The organism is Pseudoalteromonas sp. MQS005 (assembly GCF_001661605.1).
In the GTDB taxonomy this organism is placed as follows: domain Bacteria; phylum Pseudomonadota; class Gammaproteobacteria; order Enterobacterales; family Alteromonadaceae; genus Pseudoalteromonas; species Pseudoalteromonas tetraodonis.
The window spans coordinates 1-16,558 of the sequence record NZ_LYRQ01000020.1; the positions used below are offsets into that span (position 1 = coordinate 1).

Consider the following 16,558-nt stretch of genomic DNA (forward strand, 5'->3'; position numbering starts at 1 on the left):
CTTTAACCTTTAACCTTTAACCTTTAACCTTTAACCTTTAACCTAAATCATCGCGGCTTTTACATATACATCAAAGCGGTTCTTTTTAGTTTTGATTTGCATGCTTGGGGTTTTATCATTTAAAAATGGTGCGTAATCGGGGCGTTTAACTACAACACGTTTGCTGGCAAGGGGGTAGGCAAACTCGAGTAAATCATCGGCGTCGGTATCGCCACCTACTAATTCTTGGAATACGCGCATTTCTTTTTTAACCAGTGCTGATTTTTCACGGTGCGGAAACATAGGATCTAAATACACTACATCGGGCACGCTGTCACATTGAGCAAGTAAGGTATGGCTTGAGCCAAATATTAAGCTCATATTTTGCTGCATCCATGGGCCAATTTCACTATCGTTATAAGCACGTTGTAAACCGTCATATAACAGCGCGGCAACCACGGGGTGGCGCTCATGCAAAATCACTTTACAGCCTAGCGAGGCTAAAACAAAACCATCACGTCCAAGCCCTGCGGTTGCATCGAGTACCACTGGCGTTGCGCCCTTATTAAGACCAACGGCTTTAGCAATTGATTGCCCTTTACCACCACCAAATTTACGCCTATGTGCAACGGCACCAGTTACAAAGTCTACGTTAATTGCACCTAGTTTAGGCTCATCAGTTTTATATAGGCTTAGCCCTTTATCATCGTAATGCAAACTAAAGCCACGGCTTTGCTCCGCCCATTGAGCAAGCCCAAAGCGTGTTTCTAACTCATTTAAATAAGGTCGACACTCTTTAAACGCACACTGTATAACCACTTCACACTCCGATGATAAATTTCACCGCTATTATACCCAAACAGCAGCAATATACGAAGTTCGCAAGGTGTATAGTTTAAAACAACTCAATATCGTTATTTTCACTCTCAGATTCTGGCTGCGCTTGTTGTTTACTTAGTTGTGTTTGAGTAATTAAGTCATCACGCTGTTGAGTAGTTGTTTTTAGTTGGTGCTTAATAAAGGCTAAATCATTCGTGGTTGCAACCAGCTGCTGTGATGTATGGCTAAGCTGAGTTATTTGCTCATTGAGCTGCGAAGCTGGTAAGTCATTTTGTGTTTGCATTAACGATTGGAGTTGCTCGAGCTGCTCTGTAAGCTGGCTAATCGCATTCGTTTGCATGGCGTTTTGATTTTTAAGCTGGGCAACAATATCTTTAAAAGCAAGGGTGAGCTCATTGTCGCGCATTAGTCGATATTGGTGCTGCTGTATAGTAACTACTTTTTCGTTAGTTACTTCTAAAATATGCGGAAATAAATCTTTATAGCGACCATACAGTGATGGCGTATCTATTGGCATATTTTTAATTAACAGTGAAATATTAGGGTAATTAATAATAGTACTATGACCAATATCAACAAAGCGCTCTGCATTTTTATGCTGCATGAGTAGCTCTTGCTCTAATGGGCATACGCCCGTCTCTTGGCTATAAAACACTCCCTGGTTATTTTGCCAAAAAACAACCACGACATTAAGATGTAATGGCGTAAAAAAGCCTAAAAAGTATTCACTTAATAGTTCTAAATTATCAGCATGGTAGCTTTGACAAACAAAGCGCATAATGCGTCCCATGTCACCGGTTTCAATCATCGCCATTTCAGCTGTTTTATTGGCCTTTGCTATATCATACTGCAGTGCTGCGCATTGCTTGCGGTACTGATAAAGAATTTTAATACGTGCCATCAGCTCCTGTGCGTTAAAAGGCTTTAAAATGTAGTCTGCCCCGCCAACACTGAAGCCTTTAATACGTTCAGCCTGCCCTACTTTGGATGATAAAAACATTACCGGAATATCTGTTGTGGCTTTATTTTGTTTAATACTTTGGCAGACCTCATATCCAGACATTCCCGGCATTTCAACATCAAGTAAAATAATATCAGGGTTATACTTGTTTGCTTGTCTTATGCCATCTTCACCATTTTTGGCATGGAGCACTTTACAAAACCCAGCTAAAGACTCTTCAATAATATGGTGCATTAATTTATCGTCATCAATTGCCAGTATTAACTTTGCCATGCGTTAGTCCCTTTTAGTACTTTGTTCAAAGCATAGTACGCTATGTTGAAACTACTAAAATTTATTCAAAATATTCTTTAACAACACTGTGTTTTAGGTAATAAAAAAGCGCCACTGGGGCGCTTTTGTAATTATATTTTAATCCGCAAAGGTCAACAGACCCTAAGCGGCAATGCCACTGTGGCGTAGTAGTGCGTCTACACTTGGCTCACGACCACGGAAGTTTTTAAACAATGTCATCGGCTCTTCGCTGCCGCCTTTTTCAAGAATGTGCTGCATAAACGCTTGGCCTGTTTGTGGATTAAAAATCCCCTCTTCTTCAAATTTAGAATAGGCGTCTGCCGAAAGTACTTCAGCCCATTTGTACGAGTAATAACCTGCACTATAACCGCCCGCAAAAATATGACTAAAGCCATGCTGAAAACGATTAAACGCTGGCGGCTTAATGACTGAGGTACGACTGCGTACATCATCAAGCACAGCTTGAATGTTACATGGTTTGTCTGCCACGTAATCGTGGTGGATTTTAAAATCAAATAACGAGAACTCAAGTTGTCTTAACATTTGCATACCTGAGTTATAATTTTTAGCCGCAAGTAGTTTATCAAGCAACTCTTTAGGTAGTGGCTCACCGGTTTCGAAATGACCTGAGATAAAGCTAAGCGCTTCTTCCTCGTAACACCAGTTTTCTAAAAACTGACTTGGCAACTCAACGGCATCCCATGCCACACCATTAATACCGGCAACGGGGGCTGCATCTACTTGGGTAAGCATATGATGAATGCCGTGACCAAACTCATGAAACAGTGTGGTTACTTCATTATGGGTAAACAAAGCAGGCTTATCGCCAATCGCTTTATTAAAGTTACAGACTAGGTAAGCAACTGGTGTTTGTAGCTCGCCATTTGCGCGCACTTTTCGACCCATACAGTCATCCATCCACGCACCACCACGCTTGTGATCGCGCGCATACAAATCTAAGTAAAAACGACCACGTAAAGTGTTATTGCTATCGTAAATTTCAAAAAAGCGTACATCTTTATGGTAGCTCTCAAAATCAGCGACTTCTTTTACAGTAATGCCAAATAGGCGATTAACCGTTTCAAATAAGCCACTCAGTACTTTATTTGCTGGGAAGTACGGGCGAAGGACTTCATCTGAAATCGCGTACTTTTCTTGCTTTAGTTTTTCACTGTAATAACCAAAATCCCACGCCTGCAGTTCACTAATACCATGCTTTTGCTCTGCATATAGTTGCAGCTCTTTAAGTTCTTGCTCTGCTTGTGGTTTAGACTTAGCGGCTAAGTCTTCTAAAAATGAGAATACCTGCGCGGGTGATTCTGCCATTTTTGTAGCCAACGATTTTTCAGCGTAGTTATTAAAGCCAAGTAATTGTGCTAACTCATGACGCAGTGCCAACTCTTCACTCATGATCGCAGAGTTATCAAACTCTCCCGCATTAGGGCCTTGATCGGATGCACGGGTAGAAAACGCGGTGTATGTTTCTTTGCGAAGTTCACGATTATCTGCATAGGTCATAATCGGCAAATAAGAAGGGAAATCTAGGGTAAATACCCAGCCGTCTAAGTCTTTACTTTTTGCCGTATCGGCCGCTAATGCAAGCGCTGATTCTGGTAAACCAGCCAATTGGCTTTCATCGGTAATATGCTTATGCCATGCAAGCGTGGCATCCATCACATTATTACCAAATTTTGAGGCAAGCTCTGATAAACGCGCACTAATTTCACCGTAGCGTTTTTGTTGCTCAGGATTTAACGCAATACCTGAAAGCTTAAAGTCACGTAATGCGTTAGTAATGGTTTTTTGCTGGGCAGTAGTGAGTGTTTTAAATTCGTCACTGTTATAAAGTGCGTTATAAGCCTCATACAAACCTTGGTGCTGACCAACAAAAGTAGAATATTCAGAAATAAGCGGTAAACATTGCTCGTAGGCTTCGCGAAGTTCATCATTGTTCATTACTGAGTTCAAATGCGATACCGGTGAAAACAATCGCGATAGTTTATCGTCAGCTTCTTCAAGGGGTAATACTAAATCTTCCCATGTGTATGATTGCTTTGCTAATACATCATTAATTGCACTGCGACAGTGCTCAATACCTTTTTTTAGTGCCGGGACAACATGCTCAGGCTTTATTTTTGAAAAAGGCGGTAAACCTTCAAGCCCGATTAGGGGATTAGTATGTGCATTGGTCATAGTGATTCTCGGTTTATGCAAAATATAAAAATTTAAGTTGGGGCAAAATACGTAAATACAAGGGCAAACCTGCTTTACTAGTTAACGAGTGTGTATCTGTAAATGATCACCTAGCAGCTTGATCTGAAATAGCATATCTTTCGTTTGATGAAGGATGTTTGATAGATTTTAGCAGCCCCGAACAAGTGACTTGCTCATCGCATATGCTATCATCGGCACAGAAAAGTTAAATTAATATTTAGAGGATTAAACATGGCTCAGCATTTTGATTACATTGCAATTGGTGGCGGTAGTGGTGGTATTGCATCAGCTAACCGTGCAGCAATGCGTGGCGCAAAAGTAGCATTAATTGAAGCTAAACACATGGGTGGCACCTGCGTAAACGTAGGGTGTGTTCCTAAAAAAGTAATGTGGCATGGTGCTCAAGTTGCTGAAGCAATTAATCTTTATGCTCCTGATTACGGTTTTGATGTTGAAGTTAAAGGCTTTGACTGGTCAAAGTTAGTAGAAAGCCGTGAAGCCTATATTGGCCGTATTCACAAAGGCTATGATAATGGTTTAGCTAAAAATGGCGTAACTGTGATCAAAGGCTTTGCAAAGTTTGTGGATAGTAAAACTGTTGAAGTAGATGGCGAGCACTATACTGCCGATCACATTTTAGTCGCCGTAGGCGGACGCCCTACTATTCCTAATATTCCAGGTGCTGAACACGGTATTGATTCAAACGGCTTTTTTGAGCTGAACGAACAACCTAAGCGTGTTGCTGTTGTTGGTGCCGGTTATATTGCCGTAGAAATTGCAGGTGTACTGCACAGCCTAGGGACACAAACCCATTTATTTGTTCGTAAGAGCAAGCCGCTGCGCACCTTTGACCCATACATTATCGATACACTGGTTGATATTATGGCAAAAGAAGGCCCTACTCTGCACACTGAGTGTTCGCCAAAAGAGGTGGTAAAAGAGGCTGATGGTAGCTTAACTATTCATTTTGAAAACGGTTACAGCGAAAATGTTGATCAGGTTATTTGGGCGATTGGTCGTACACCTACAACCGATAAAATTAACCTTGCTGCAGCAGGCGTAGAAGTAAACGAAAGCGGCTATGTAAAAGTAGATGAATACCAAAACACCACGGCTAAAAATGTATACGCTGTGGGTGATATTATCGAAAATGGTATTGAGCTTACACCAGTTGCTGTAAAAGCGGGTCGTACTCTATCGGAGCGTTTATTCAATAAAGAATTGCCGAACGATTTGAAAATGGACTACAGCCTAGTACCAACCGTGGTATTTAGCCATCCTCCTATCGGCACCATTGGCTTAACTGAGCAAGAGGCGATTTCTCAGTACGGCGAAGAAAATGTAAAAGTATATAAATCAAGCTTTGCGGCTATGTACACCGCAGTTACTCAGCATCGCCAAGCATGTAACATGATGCTTGTGTGTGCAGGCGATGATGAAAAAGTTGTGGGCTTACACGGTATCGGTTTCACCCTTGATGAAATGATTCAGGGCTTTGCTGTCGCCATGAAAATGGGCGCGACTAAAGCCGATTTTGATGCGGTTGTAGCATTACACCCAACAGGGTCGGAAGAATTTGTTACCATGAGATAGGTTCGAGGTTCGAGGTTCGAGGTTCGAGGTTCGAGGTTCGAGGTTCGAGGTTTGAGGTTTGAGGTTTGAGGTTCGAGGTTCGAGGTTCGAGGTTCGAGAAATAAAAAAACCTTGTGGTTAACATCGCAAGGTTTTTTTATTTAGAAGTTAGGTGTTTTGCTCGAGACCCGCAGCCCGTCGCCCGCTAACCTTCGTATTTTAAGCTAAATGCTCTCGGGCTAAATACTCTAACGATTGCATTTCTTGTAAGCGACTAATACAGCGTTTAAATTCAAAGTTTAAATTGCCTTGTGTATAGAGCTCGGTAATCGGTTTTTCTGCAGAGATAATTAACGTTACATTACGCTCATAAAATTCATCTACCAACGCAATAAAACGCCTTGCTGCATCATCATTATTTTGTCCAAGCTGTTTTACGTTTGATAAAATAACTGTGTTATATAATCGGCTTATTTCCATGTAATCCACTTGGCTACGCGCGGTTTCACACAGTTCGCTAAATTCAAACATAACGATGCAATCAGACACCTTGCGGGTTTTGATCATCCGCCCTTCTATTTCAATTGGGGTGTCTACTTTACCGGCCTCAGGGGAGAGCTTATCAAAGTATTCAAATAGGTTTTTATCAGCTTGCTCATCAAGCGGGCTGTGAAAAATTTCTGCTTGTTCCAGTGTACGTAACCGGTAATCAACACCGGAATCTACATTAACTATTTCAGTATGCTTATTCACTAAGGCAATAGCCGGTAAAAAACGAGCGCGTTGTAAGCCATTGCGGTATAAATCATCAGGTATAATATTAGAGGTTGCAACCAACACAATACCACGAGCAAATAGCGCTTCCATTAAACCACCGAGCAGCATGGCATCGGTAATGTCTTGTACAAAAAACTCATCAAAACAAATTATGTCTGTTTCTGCTTTAAAAATATCGGCAACTGTTTCTAATGGGTTTGCTGTGTTGTTTAACTTTTTAAGCTCGTCGTGTACTCGGTGCATAAAGCGGTGAAAATGCACTCGCATTTTTCTATCGCTCGGTAAAGCTTCGTAAAAAGTATCAACAAGGTAAGTTTTACCACGGCCTACGCCACCCCAAAAGTATAAACCTTTAATGGGAGCTGGCTCTGCTTTATTAAAAAGCTTTGCAAAAAAGCCTTTAGATTGTGGTTTTGCTTGTGTTAAATCGTCGTATAAACGCTGTAAATGACGAACTGCATTTTCTTGTGCTGCGTCATGTACAAAGTCATCGCGTTGAAGGTCTTGCTGGTATGTTTGCCAAGGAGTCATATCTATTTACAGTTAAAACACAGTTTAATTTGTAAAGCATATTAACACGCATCAATACTCAGGGTATATTAGACTTAGTATGAATTATTATTGAACTAAATTTTTTTAGTTATTTTCGCATAGAGGTGAATTTATGGGTACATTTACATGGGTAGGTTTAGTGATAGTGGTTGCTATTGCTGCATTTTTCGTTGGTGCCTTTGTCACTAAAAAACAATTTAAACAAGATGAGTTAGAGCAACAAGCAGAGCAAGCTAAGCATTCGCTTGAGCAGTATCGTCAAGATGTTGCCGACCATTTAGCGAACACTGGTAAGTTAGTAAACAAAATGAAAGAAAACTACGACCAGTTATTAAGCCATGTTGAAGAAACCAATCAACTATTACTTGAAGACAGAAATAAAGCCCCTGCTGAACCGTTTTTCTCTAAAGAAACCACAGAGCAGTTACAAGCGTCATTAAAAGAGCGTAGTTCAGATCGCTCAAACGCCGATGCTCAACCAGCTGATTATGTGTCGGGTAAATCAGGATTATTTGCTGGTGATGTGAATACTTCTAAAGCATCTTGATGAACTTTTTTTTGACCCCATAGTCTTTAGATATAACAGCTTTGTTGTTTTATCTTACTGATATACTTTTTTGAGGCTGCTTATTGCAGCCTTTTGCTTTTTAAGTGGAGTAAACCCTGACTATGAAAATGAAATTATCACTTATCAGTGCTGCTATTTTATCTACTAGCTTATTACTAAGTCCAACCGCCTCGTTTGCTAAATTGCCGGTTGCCGTTAATGGTCAACAATTACCAACACTTGCCCCTATGCTTGAGCAAATTACCCCAGGTGTAGTGAGTATTCAGGTTTCAGGCTCTAAAGAGGTTCGCCGACGCGGTGACCCGCTCGATTTCTTTTTTGGCAACCCGCAGCCACGTAGCCAAAAGCGCCAGTTTAGTGGTTTAGGCTCAGGAGTTATTATTGATGCTGACAAAGGTTATGTCGTTACTAACAACCATGTAGTGCAAGACGCTGAAAAAATGGTGGTCACCCTTGAAGATGGCCGCGAATATGAAGCAACAAAAATTGGTAGCGATAAAGAGTCTGATATTGCGCTACTACAAATAGACGCAGATGAATTAACCGCAGTAAAGCTAGCTAACTCAGATGACTTACGTGTCGGTGATTTTGCTGTAGCTATTGGTAACCCTTTTGGTTTAAGCCACACGGTTACCTCAGGTATTGTTAGCGCATTAGGCCGCAGTGGCTTAAATATTGAAGGCTACGAAGATTTCATTCAAACCGATGCCGCGATAAACCAAGGCAACTCAGGTGGGGCTTTAGTTAATTTAAACGGTGAGCTGATTGGTATTAATACCGCTATTTTAGGTGCATCAGGCGGAAATGTGGGGATTGGCTTTGCTATTCCGTCAAATATGATGAAAAACCTTGTTGATCAAATTGTAGAGCATGGTGAAGTACGCCGTGGTTCGTTAGGTATTTCAGGCCGCCCTCTTGATGCAGGTCTTGCTAAAGCACAGCAGCTTGATGTTAAACAAGGGGCTTATGTTATGCAGGTAATGGATGACACCGCAGCCAGCAAAGCGGGAATTAAAGCAGGCGATGTAATTATTAGCATTAACGGCAGTGAAATTAGCGGATTCCATGAGCTACGCAGTAAAATTGCCACCTTAGGTGAAGGCCGCGAAGTACAGTTGGGGATTTACCGTGACGGTAAAGTTAAAAATGTGGAAGTAACCCTTGATGGTGCATCAGGCATTACCGCTGCGGGCGAAGAGTTACACCCAGCATTCCAAGGTGCAACGCTTGAAAACGTGAAGAAGAACAAAATGAAAGGGATTGAGGTGACCTCTGTCGATCCTCGTTCGCCATCAGCACGAGTAGGCCTTGAAGAAGGCGATGTTATTGTGCAAGTAAACCGTCAACGAGTAGAAAGCATTCGCGACATGAACAAAATTATCGAAGATATTCAAGGTAATATTGTGTTAGGTGTGAAACGCGGACGTGAATCTATTTTTGTATTAATTCAGTAATAATACAATAAAAGTAACAGCGGCACTTGCCGCTGTTATTTTTTTTGTGCCATCATAAAGGGATTGCTCACTAACAATAAGAATACCGTGCTAAAACTTCTAAAATTTGTACTTCCTCCTCTATTTGCCGGTTTAGGCATTGCTTTTTTAGTGGTTTTTTTTAGCCCTAACATGCGCACTGCATTGCTACCTAACGTGCCGCTACCCAGTGCAATGACTGCAAGTCATTTGAGCTTTTCTGACGCAGTTAAGCGCGCAGCGCCATCGGTTGTCACCATTTTTTCAGAAAGCATTTCTAAAGAGCCACGCTATAAACGCCAAAATACGGTGCAAGAGCTTGGTTCTGGGGTGATCATGTCACCTGACGGTTATATTTTGACTAATTACCATGTGATCAATAATGCCGATCAAATACTGGTTATTCTTACTGACGGCAGACGTTTTTTTGATGTGCAACTCATTGGATTTGATACTATTACCGACTTAGCATTATTAAAAATAAATGCCAATCACCTGCCCGTTATACCCGTTAATGATAACTACAGTTCGAGTGTAGGCGATTTAGTGTTAGCCATCGGAAACCCACTTAACTTAGGGCAAACCATTACTCAGGGGATCATTAGCGCCACCGGTAAACAAAAAATTACCGATAGTCCTTACAATAACTTACTGCAAATGGACGCTGCTATTAACGTAGGTAACTCTGGTGGTGCACTGGTAAATTCTAATGGCGATTTAGTAGGGATCACCTCTGCCCAGTTTAAAACCCGTGAAAACTTAAATATACAAGGGATCTTTTTTGCGGTGCCTTACACCTTGGCAAAAGAGGTAATGGGTAAGCTTATACGCCATGGTCGTGTTGTACGCGGCTATTTGGGCTTTGAAGGCACAGCGGTAGACAGTACAGGCAAAGAGGTCAATGATAGCTTAACGCCTGTTGCAGGCATGCGTATTACCAACCTAGACCCTTTAGGTCCTGCATGGCAGGCGGGTATAGAAGAGCAAGATATTGTGATTAAAATTGCTGGGCTTTCAGTGGCTAATCCACAAAATGTATTGAAAAAAATAGGCAGTACCGAACCGGGGAAAGAAATTGAATTTGAGCTTTACCGTAACGGTGAAATACAAAAAATAATGGTGAAAGTAGCAGAGCTTGAAACCAAGCTATAAAGCGCTTATTTATACTTTGGCATTAGACATAAAAAACGCGATAGATTATCGCGTTTTTATGTAACCTGAACTCTGGTTAAGAGATTTACTAACGTATTGAATCAAAAAATGATATTTATGTTTATTTTTCTCTAGCCAGAGATTTCCAGTGAAAACAAGGCGAAATTACGCGTCAATAGCTAGCCTATTGCAAGTAAATTCAACGCAGTTAGCGCTGAAAATAGCTGCTTGAGATAGATTTATTATCCAGAGTTCAGGTTACGTATTAGTATAACTAATTGCTTCTGCGCTTGATGTTGGCACCCAAAGCACTAAGCTTATCTTCAATACGCTGATAGCCTCTATCTACATGATAAATACGATCAACAACCGTTTCGCCTTGAGCCACAATCCCCGTCAGAATAAGGCTCGCTGATGCGCGTAAATCGGTTGCCATTACTTGCGCACCCGATAAGCTTTTTGTTTCACCACAAAAGGCCGTATTGCCTTCTAAGCGAATATTAGCGCCCATACGTTGTAGCTCAGGCACATGCATAAAACGATTTTCAAAAATAGTTTCGGTAATCGTCGCACTACCATTAGCCACCACATTTAATGCGGTAAACTGCGCTTGCATATCGGTTGGAAAACCAGGATGAGGCATAGTTTTAATATTCACCGCTTTAAGCTCTCGGCCTCGCATGTCTAAATAAATACTGTCATCGTGCACTTCTAATAACGCATTGGTTGCACGTAGTTTTTCTATTACTGGCTCAAGTGAATGAAAGTCGGTCATTTTACACAGAACTTCGCCGCCAGCCATCGCTGCAGCCACTAAAAAGGTACCTGTTTCAATACGATCCGGTAATATGCGGTGTTCACAACCTGATAAACGCTCAACCCCTTCAATCTCAATACGGCTTGAGCCCGCACCACTGATTTTAGCCCCCATAGCAATTAAGCAATTGGCTAAGTCGATAATTTCTGGCTCGCGGGCAGCATTTTCTAGTACTGTTTTACCCTCGGCGAGCGTTGCCGCCATCAGTAAGTTTTCAGTAGCACCTACGCTGATCATTTCCATGAAAACTTCAGCGCCTTTTAAGCGACCATCTACTTTGGCATTAATATAACCGTTTTCAACGGTTATTTGAGCGCCCATACGCTCTAAGCCTTGAATATGAATATCAACCGGGCGCGCACCAATAGCACAGCCACCAGGTAAGGATACTTGTGCCTCACCAAATCGAGCGACTAAAGGGCCAAGTGCAAGCACTGACGCACGCATTTGCTTTACTAAGTCATAAGGCGCTAACGTGCTATTTACCGTTGCACCATCAATAATGAGTGAATCGCCCTGCCACTGAACATCAGCGCCTAACGTTTTTAATAAGGCTTCGGTCGTGATGATATCGCGAAGATGTGGTACGTTAGTAAAAGTACTTTTGCCATCAGCTAATAAAGCTGCAAATAGAATCGGAAGAGCTGCGTTTTTAGCGCCAGAAATAGTTACTTCACCAGCGAGTGAAGTGCCACCTTGAATTACAAATTGATCCATCTAAGGGGCCTTATTTATTGCGGTAAAATGAATTTTTGCTCACGTTTCCACTCTGTCGGAGTAAAAGCGCGGATAGAAACAGCATGAATGGTACCGTCTGAAATAGTGTTCATTAATGGCCCATATACTAGCTGTTGCTTTTTAACACGACTTAATCCGTCAAAGCATTCACCGACAGCGATTACTTCATAATGACTGCCATTGGCTTTTACATGTACTTCAGCTAACTGAAGTTCGTCGCGTAATAATGTTTCGACTTGACTCGTTTCCATAACTCTCACTCAAATAGGGTTGTAACCTGGCCTAACTGCATAAGGTTTTGCAGTTGTTCAGGTGGGTTTTGCAATTCAAGGCGAATGCCTTGTTGCTTAAATTCTGTAAAAGAGTGAATTAACCAAGCTAAGCCGGCTGTGTCAACCCTTGTCACCTCACTTAGGTCAAAATAAAGGGTTTTATGCTCAGTTTGTCGCTTGGTATTCAGAAGCCGTTCATTGCCAATTGAATTATGAGTCAATTCACCACTGACTCGTAGATGCTGTTCATCGACTTGGCTGATTGCCAATTTAGTCATTTGTGTCACTGCCTCTAAACTGAACCGGTAACTTACTTTTTTGCTCTAACAGGTCGCTAACGTGGTCAATACCTTGTTGGCGTAAAATGCCCTGAAGCTCACTTTGTTTTGCATCAAGTAAGCTAATGCCTTCAGCAATCATATCGTAAGCGCGCCATTCGCCACTTCTATCTTCACGTACTTTAAAATCAATTTTAATATCAGGCTTACCGGCTTCTACAATTTTGGTTTTTACCACCACCACATCTTTGCCTTTAAAAGGCTGCTCGGCAGCAAATTCAACTTGTTGATTAGTATACTGGGTAAAAACGCCAGCATAAGTGGCAACAAGGTACTCTCTAAACGCGCCAATAAAACGCTGAATATCTTCAATTGCTTTTGCTTTTTCTGCTTTGTCGGTAATGGCGCGTACCTTAGATACTTCGCTACCTAACACTCTCAGTGCAGCATATTTGTAGTCAATGTACGGCATCAGTTCTTCTTCAACGATGACCCGTAAATGCTCTTTGTTAGTGGTTATTAACGGCTGGTCTTTGGTAATACGCTCAAAGGTATTATCAGCAACCTGACGTACCATTTTATTAGGATCAGTCAATTTCACTTCACCGGCATGTACACTTTGTACTAGCGTGACAGTTACTAATGCGATACTTGCTAAAAATGTTTTCAACATAATAATTACTCACTACCTTGGTTGAATAAAAACTGGCCTATTAATTCTTCTAGTACCAATGCTGACTTGGTATCTGTAATAGAATCGCCGTTGGCTAATGCTTTACTTTGAACACCAAATAAATCGTCAATGGCTTGATCTTGTTCGCTGTTCGCTACATCTTCGCCTAAGCATCGCTGTTTAGCTGAATCTGATGCGATCACAGGGTTAATCCCTAAGTATTGCTCACCTAAAATACCCGAGGTTAAAATTGAGATAGAACTGGTATCTGAAAAACGACATAAATACTGCGCATCAATACTCATATTTACTACTGGTAAAAACTCTTGTGGGTGTACATAAATTGATTCTACACGACCAATAACAACGCCGCCCACCTTAATGGGTGCACGTGTTTTTAATGATCCTATATTTTCAAATTTGGCGTTCAATGTGTAGGTTTCACCTGAGCCGCTAATACCCGAATTAGCCACTTTGAGCGCCAGCATTGAAAATGCCAAAATGCCCAATGCTACAAAAAAACCAACTAAAATTTCTAATTTCCGTGAATTCATTATTTAATACCCTATTAGCTGGTAAACATTACCGCTGTCAAAATAAAGTCAAAACCTAATACCGCTAGTGATGAGTGCACCACTGTCTCTGTTGTTGCCTTGCTGATCCCCTCTGATGTGGGAACACAGTCATACCCTTTGTAAAGCGCAATCCAGGTAACAACAATCGCAAATACGATACTTTTAATTAAACCGTTTAGTATGTCTTTTTCAAACGACACCTGAGATTGCATAATTGACCAGAAACTTCCCGTATCAACGCCTAGCCAATCAACCCCCACTAAATGAGCACCAATAATAGCTACAGCAGAAAAAATAAGTGCCAACATTGGCATACTAATCAAACCAGCCCAAAACCGCGGCGCTATAATTCGTCTAAGCGGGTCAATGGCCATCATCTCAAGCGATGATAACTGTTCGGTGGCTTTCATTAAGCCAATTTCAGCGGTTAACGCACTGCCTGCCCTACCGGCAAATAATAATGCGGTTACTACTGGCCCAAGTTCACGCAATAAACTGAGTGCCACTAAAGGGCCTAGGCTGTCTTCAGCGCCATAATCAACTAAAACAGTATAGCCTTGCAGGGCTAATACCATGCCGATAAACAATCCTGACACAACAATGATCAATAATGACTGTGAGCCAACCATATATAATTGGCGCACGAGTAAAGGTGTGCCTTTTTTAAAATTGGGTACATGCCATAACGCACTTGCCAGCATTTGGGTTGAACGCCCCAGTGCAGCAAATCGGCCCAGCGTTTTGTGGCCTATTTTTTGTAGTAAATCCAACATTACTGCTGCTCTCCTAACAGTTCATCTGCATAGGTTTGTGCTGGATAATGAAATGGCACTGGACCATCTGATAACCCTTTTAAAAACTGTTGAACAAGTGGTGATTCGTGCTCTCGCATCTGCTCTGGTGTACCACTGCCAATAACGCCTTGATCAGCAATAATAATAACGTGGTCGGCAATACTCATTACTTCTGTCACATCGTGCGTGACAATTAAAGAAGATAAGCCAAGTACTTCGTTTAAAGATTTGATCAGCTTAACTAAAACCCCCATTGAAATAGGGTCTTGTCCTGCAAAAGGCTCATCATACATAATAAGTTCAGGATCAAGCGCTATAGAGCGAGCCAAAGCTGCACGACGTGCCATACCGCCAGATAACTCTGAAGGCATTAAATCTTTAGCACCACGTAAGCCAACAGCTTGTAGTTTCATTAATACCACTAAACGGATTAAATCTTCACTGAGTTGCGTGTGCTCTCGAATGGGGAATGCAATGTTATCGAACACCGACATATCAGTAAATAAGGCACCGCTTTGAAATAACATACTCATGCGTTTACGTGCCGCGTAGAGTTCTTTGCGCGACATTGCGACAATGCTGTCGTTTTTAAATAAAATATCACCGGAGTCTGGTTTAAGCTGGCCACCTATTAGGCGTAGCATCGTGGTTTTGCCAATTCCGCTTGGCCCCATAATGGCAGTAATTTTACCCTCAGGTACGTCAAAGCTCATATTTTTATATATGACCCTATCGCCTCTAGAAAAGGTAACATCCTTGACTTCAACTATTGATTGCGACAAGTCGCTCTCCATAACAATACTCTCTCATATTTCTATTTTAAGGGTTTTTTAACCAATATGGAAAAAACAATTCGTAAGATTTTGTAATAGTGTCGCAAAAACAGTTATAAGATTGATTCAAGCAGCCTTAACTTTGGCTTAAAATTTCATATAAAAAGCGACAAAGAATTCTTAAAATAACCGCCTAATGTATTACACCTTATTCTTTTATTTATACTTTTATGGTGGCTTTTGTTACTATTCGCGCTATCTGAATTTACATTAATTGGCTTATCACAATGGTTACCTCGTTTGTCATTTTAATTCTTGGTTTTGCGGCTCTCGTATGGAGTGCAGACAGGTTTGTTTATGGTGCAGCAGCACTGGCTAAAAACTTTGGCGTGCCAACGCTAATTGTAGGTTTAACCGTGGTAGCTATGGGCTCTTCAGCGCCTGAAATGATGGTATCGGCTTCAGCAGCTTTGGCAAATAAAACCGATACTGCCGTGGGTAATGCAGTTGGTTCAAACATCACTAACATCTTATTAGTTTTAGGTATTACCGCCCTTTTAAGACCCTTATCAGTATCTTCAAGTACGTTAAAACGTGAAATTCCACTGGTACTGCTGGTCTCCATTGCAACTTGGTATATTTTTTCAGATAACTATTTTTCATTTTTTGAAGGTGCAGCCTTATTATTTGGCTTTGTTGTTTTTATTGGCGGACTTATTTTTGTCTCACTGCGAGCTAAAAACCAAGACGATCCGTTTGTGAGCGAAGCCTGTGACGAAGTACCTGACAACGTACCAACCAAAAAAGCTGTTTTTTGGCTGGTAGTGGGTATGATTTTACTGCCGGTTAGTTCACACTTTTTAGTTGGCTCAGCCGTTGATATCGCAAAATATTTTGGCTTAAGTGACTTAGTGATTGGTTTGACCATTATTGCTATAGGCACCAGCTTACCTGAACTTGCAGCTTCAATTGCAGGTGTACTTAAAAATGAAGATGACTTAGCGCTGGGTAACATAGTTGGTTCGAATATTTTTAATATTTTAGCGGTATTACCGCTGGCAGGATTAATTAATCCATCGGTTATCGATACTTCGGTTGCTAACCGTGATGTTATTATTATGATTGGCGCAACCTTGGCGCTAATTGCTATGTCATTGAACTTTAGAGGTCAAAGACGTATCAATAGAATAGAAGGTGGCTTGCTCATCGTCGCATTTATGATTTACCAAGGTTATATTTTTAGTCAAGTAGGATAGC

At 41.3% G+C, this 16,558-nt stretch carries 16 protein-coding genes; 5 read left to right on the forward strand and 11 right to left on the reverse strand.

Going from position 1 to position 16,558, the window contains the following annotated elements; genetic code table 11:
* Positions 1 to 42: 42 nt before the first annotated feature.
* The 3 genes from A9479_RS08785 to prlC form a co-directional block, all read right to left on the reverse strand.
* Complete coding sequence (locus A9479_RS08785) at positions 43 to 798, reverse strand: class I SAM-dependent methyltransferase (RefSeq protein ID WP_013463998.1); 756 nt, start codon at positions 796 to 798, stop codon at positions 43 to 45.
* A gap of 76 nt (positions 799 to 874) precedes the next feature.
* Positions 875 to 2,053 carry a PleD family two-component system response regulator gene (locus A9479_RS08790; RefSeq protein ID WP_013463997.1) on the reverse strand — a complete coding sequence of 393 codons (1,179 nt, stop codon included), beginning with the start codon at positions 2,051 to 2,053 and terminating at the stop codon, positions 875 to 877.
* Positions 2,054 to 2,215: 162 nt separating this feature from the next.
* Positions 2,216 to 4,267 (reverse strand): oligopeptidase A, encoded by a 2,052-nt coding sequence (gene prlC / locus A9479_RS08795; RefSeq protein ID WP_064663226.1) that lies wholly within the window; start codon positions 4,265 to 4,267, stop codon positions 2,216 to 2,218.
* A gap of 252 nt (positions 4,268 to 4,519) precedes the next feature.
* On the opposite strand from prlC, the gene gorA reads away from it, so the two are divergent.
* Positions 4,520 to 5,881, forward strand: a complete 1,362-nt coding sequence (gene gorA, locus A9479_RS08800) for a glutathione-disulfide reductase (protein WP_064663227.1) — start codon at positions 4,520 to 4,522, stop codon at positions 5,879 to 5,881.
* A gap of 198 nt (positions 5,882 to 6,079) precedes the next feature.
* On the opposite strand, the gene zapE is transcribed toward gorA, so the two are convergent.
* A complete protein-coding gene (zapE, locus tag A9479_RS08805; RefSeq protein WP_024601625.1) occupies positions 6,080 to 7,168 on the reverse strand; it encodes a cell division protein ZapE in 1,089 nt (362 codons plus the stop codon).
* A 133-nt stretch (positions 7,169 to 7,301) separates the two neighbouring features.
* On the opposite strand from zapE, the gene A9479_RS08810 reads away from it, so the two are divergent.
* The 3 genes from A9479_RS08810 (at position 7,302) to A9479_RS08820 (ending at position 10,381) form a co-directional block, all read left to right on the forward strand.
* The gene (locus A9479_RS08810; protein ID WP_008115546.1) at positions 7,302 to 7,736 is read left to right on the forward strand and encodes a YhcB family protein; all 435 of its coding nucleotides are present in this window, start codon (positions 7,302 to 7,304) and stop codon (positions 7,734 to 7,736) included.
* Between the two features lie 122 nt (positions 7,737 to 7,858).
* Entirely contained in the window at positions 7,859 to 9,211 is a 1,353-nt protein-coding gene (locus tag A9479_RS08815) for a Do family serine endopeptidase (protein ID WP_008465125.1), read from the forward strand.
* Between the two features lie 87 nt (positions 9,212 to 9,298).
* Positions 9,299 to 10,381 carry a trypsin-like peptidase domain-containing protein gene (locus tag A9479_RS08820; protein WP_013463993.1) on the forward strand — a complete coding sequence of 361 codons (1,083 nt, stop codon included), beginning with the start codon at positions 9,299 to 9,301 and terminating at the stop codon, positions 10,379 to 10,381.
* A gap of 274 nt (positions 10,382 to 10,655) precedes the next feature.
* On the opposite strand, the gene murA is transcribed toward A9479_RS08820, so the two are convergent.
* The 7 genes from murA to A9479_RS08855 are packed head-to-tail and all read right to left on the reverse strand — an operon-like array spanning position 10,656 to position 15,322.
* Positions 10,656 to 11,915, reverse strand: coding sequence for a UDP-N-acetylglucosamine 1-carboxyvinyltransferase (murA, locus tag A9479_RS08825; protein WP_064663228.1), 1,260 nt, complete (start codon positions 11,913 to 11,915; stop codon positions 10,656 to 10,658).
* A 14-nt stretch (positions 11,916 to 11,929) separates the two neighbouring features.
* On the reverse strand, positions 11,930 to 12,187 hold the full coding sequence (locus A9479_RS08830) for a BolA family protein (protein WP_007378312.1): 258 nt from the start codon (positions 12,185 to 12,187) through the stop codon (positions 11,930 to 11,932).
* A gap of 5 nt (positions 12,188 to 12,192) precedes the next feature.
* The gene (locus A9479_RS08835; protein ID WP_008465119.1) at positions 12,193 to 12,486 is read right to left on the reverse strand and encodes a lipid asymmetry maintenance protein MlaB; all 294 of its coding nucleotides are present in this window, start codon (positions 12,484 to 12,486) and stop codon (positions 12,193 to 12,195) included.
* A complete protein-coding gene (locus A9479_RS08840; RefSeq protein ID WP_024601339.1) occupies positions 12,479 to 13,159 on the reverse strand; it encodes a phospholipid-binding protein MlaC in 681 nt (226 codons plus the stop codon). Before A9479_RS08840 ends, A9479_RS08835 begins: the two co-directional genes overlap by 8 nt.
* 5 nt (positions 13,160 to 13,164) lie before the next feature.
* The gene (gene mlaD, locus A9479_RS08845; RefSeq protein WP_013463990.1) at positions 13,165 to 13,713 is read right to left on the reverse strand and encodes an outer membrane lipid asymmetry maintenance protein MlaD; all 549 of its coding nucleotides are present in this window, start codon (positions 13,711 to 13,713) and stop codon (positions 13,165 to 13,167) included.
* A gap of 14 nt (positions 13,714 to 13,727) precedes the next feature.
* Complete coding sequence (gene mlaE / locus A9479_RS08850) at positions 13,728 to 14,507, reverse strand: lipid asymmetry maintenance ABC transporter permease subunit MlaE (RefSeq protein WP_013463989.1); 780 nt, start codon at positions 14,505 to 14,507, stop codon at positions 13,728 to 13,730.
* Positions 14,507 to 15,322: an ATP-binding cassette domain-containing protein gene (locus tag A9479_RS08855; protein ID WP_013463988.1), complete on the reverse strand. Its 816-nt coding sequence runs from the start codon at positions 15,320 to 15,322 to the stop codon at positions 14,507 to 14,509. Before A9479_RS08855 ends, mlaE begins: the two co-directional genes overlap by 1 nt.
* 266 nt (positions 15,323 to 15,588) lie before the next feature.
* Between A9479_RS08855 and A9479_RS08860 the strand changes: the two genes are divergently transcribed.
* Positions 15,589 to 16,557, forward strand: a complete 969-nt coding sequence (locus A9479_RS08860; RefSeq protein ID WP_024601341.1) for a calcium/sodium antiporter — start codon at positions 15,589 to 15,591, stop codon at positions 16,555 to 16,557.
* Position 16,558: the final 1 nt, after the last annotated feature.

Bases quoted from the DNA above. Each gene is read 5' to 3' on its own strand.
- A9479_RS08790 (WP_013463997.1), bottom strand. From the start codon at position 2,053: ATGGCAAAGTTAATACTGGCAATTGATGACGATAAATTAATGCACCAT.
- prlC (WP_064663226.1), bottom strand. From the start codon at position 4,267: ATGACCAATGCACATACTAATCCCCTAATCGGGCTTGAAGGTTTACCG.
- gorA (WP_064663227.1), top strand. From the start codon at position 4,520: ATGGCTCAGCATTTTGATTACATTGCAATTGGTGGCGGTAGTGGTGGT.
- zapE (WP_024601625.1), bottom strand. From the start codon at position 7,168: ATGACTCCTTGGCAAACATACCAGCAAGACCTTCAACGCGATGACTTT.
- A9479_RS08810 (WP_008115546.1), top strand. From the start codon at position 7,302: ATGGGTACATTTACATGGGTAGGTTTAGTGATAGTGGTTGCTATTGCT.
- A9479_RS08815 (WP_008465125.1), top strand. From the start codon at position 7,859: ATGAAAATGAAATTATCACTTATCAGTGCTGCTATTTTATCTACTAGC.
- murA (WP_064663228.1), bottom strand. From the start codon at position 11,915: ATGGATCAATTTGTAATTCAAGGTGGCACTTCACTCGCTGGTGAAGTA.
- A9479_RS08830 (WP_007378312.1), bottom strand. From the start codon at position 12,187: ATGGAAACGAGTCAAGTCGAAACATTATTACGCGACGAACTTCAGTTA.
- A9479_RS08835 (WP_008465119.1), bottom strand. From the start codon at position 12,486: ATGACTAAATTGGCAATCAGCCAAGTCGATGAACAGCATCTACGAGTC.
- A9479_RS08840 (WP_024601339.1), bottom strand. From the start codon at position 13,159: ATGTTGAAAACATTTTTAGCAAGTATCGCATTAGTAACTGTCACGCTA.
- mlaD (WP_013463990.1), bottom strand. From the start codon at position 13,713: ATGAATTCACGGAAATTAGAAATTTTAGTTGGTTTTTTTGTAGCATTG.
- mlaE (WP_013463989.1), bottom strand. From the start codon at position 14,507: ATGTTGGATTTACTACAAAAAATAGGCCACAAAACGCTGGGCCGATTT.
- A9479_RS08855 (WP_013463988.1), bottom strand. From the start codon at position 15,322: ATGGAGAGCGACTTGTCGCAATCAATAGTTGAAGTCAAGGATGTTACC.
- A9479_RS08860 (WP_024601341.1), top strand. From the start codon at position 15,589: ATGGTTACCTCGTTTGTCATTTTAATTCTTGGTTTTGCGGCTCTCGTA.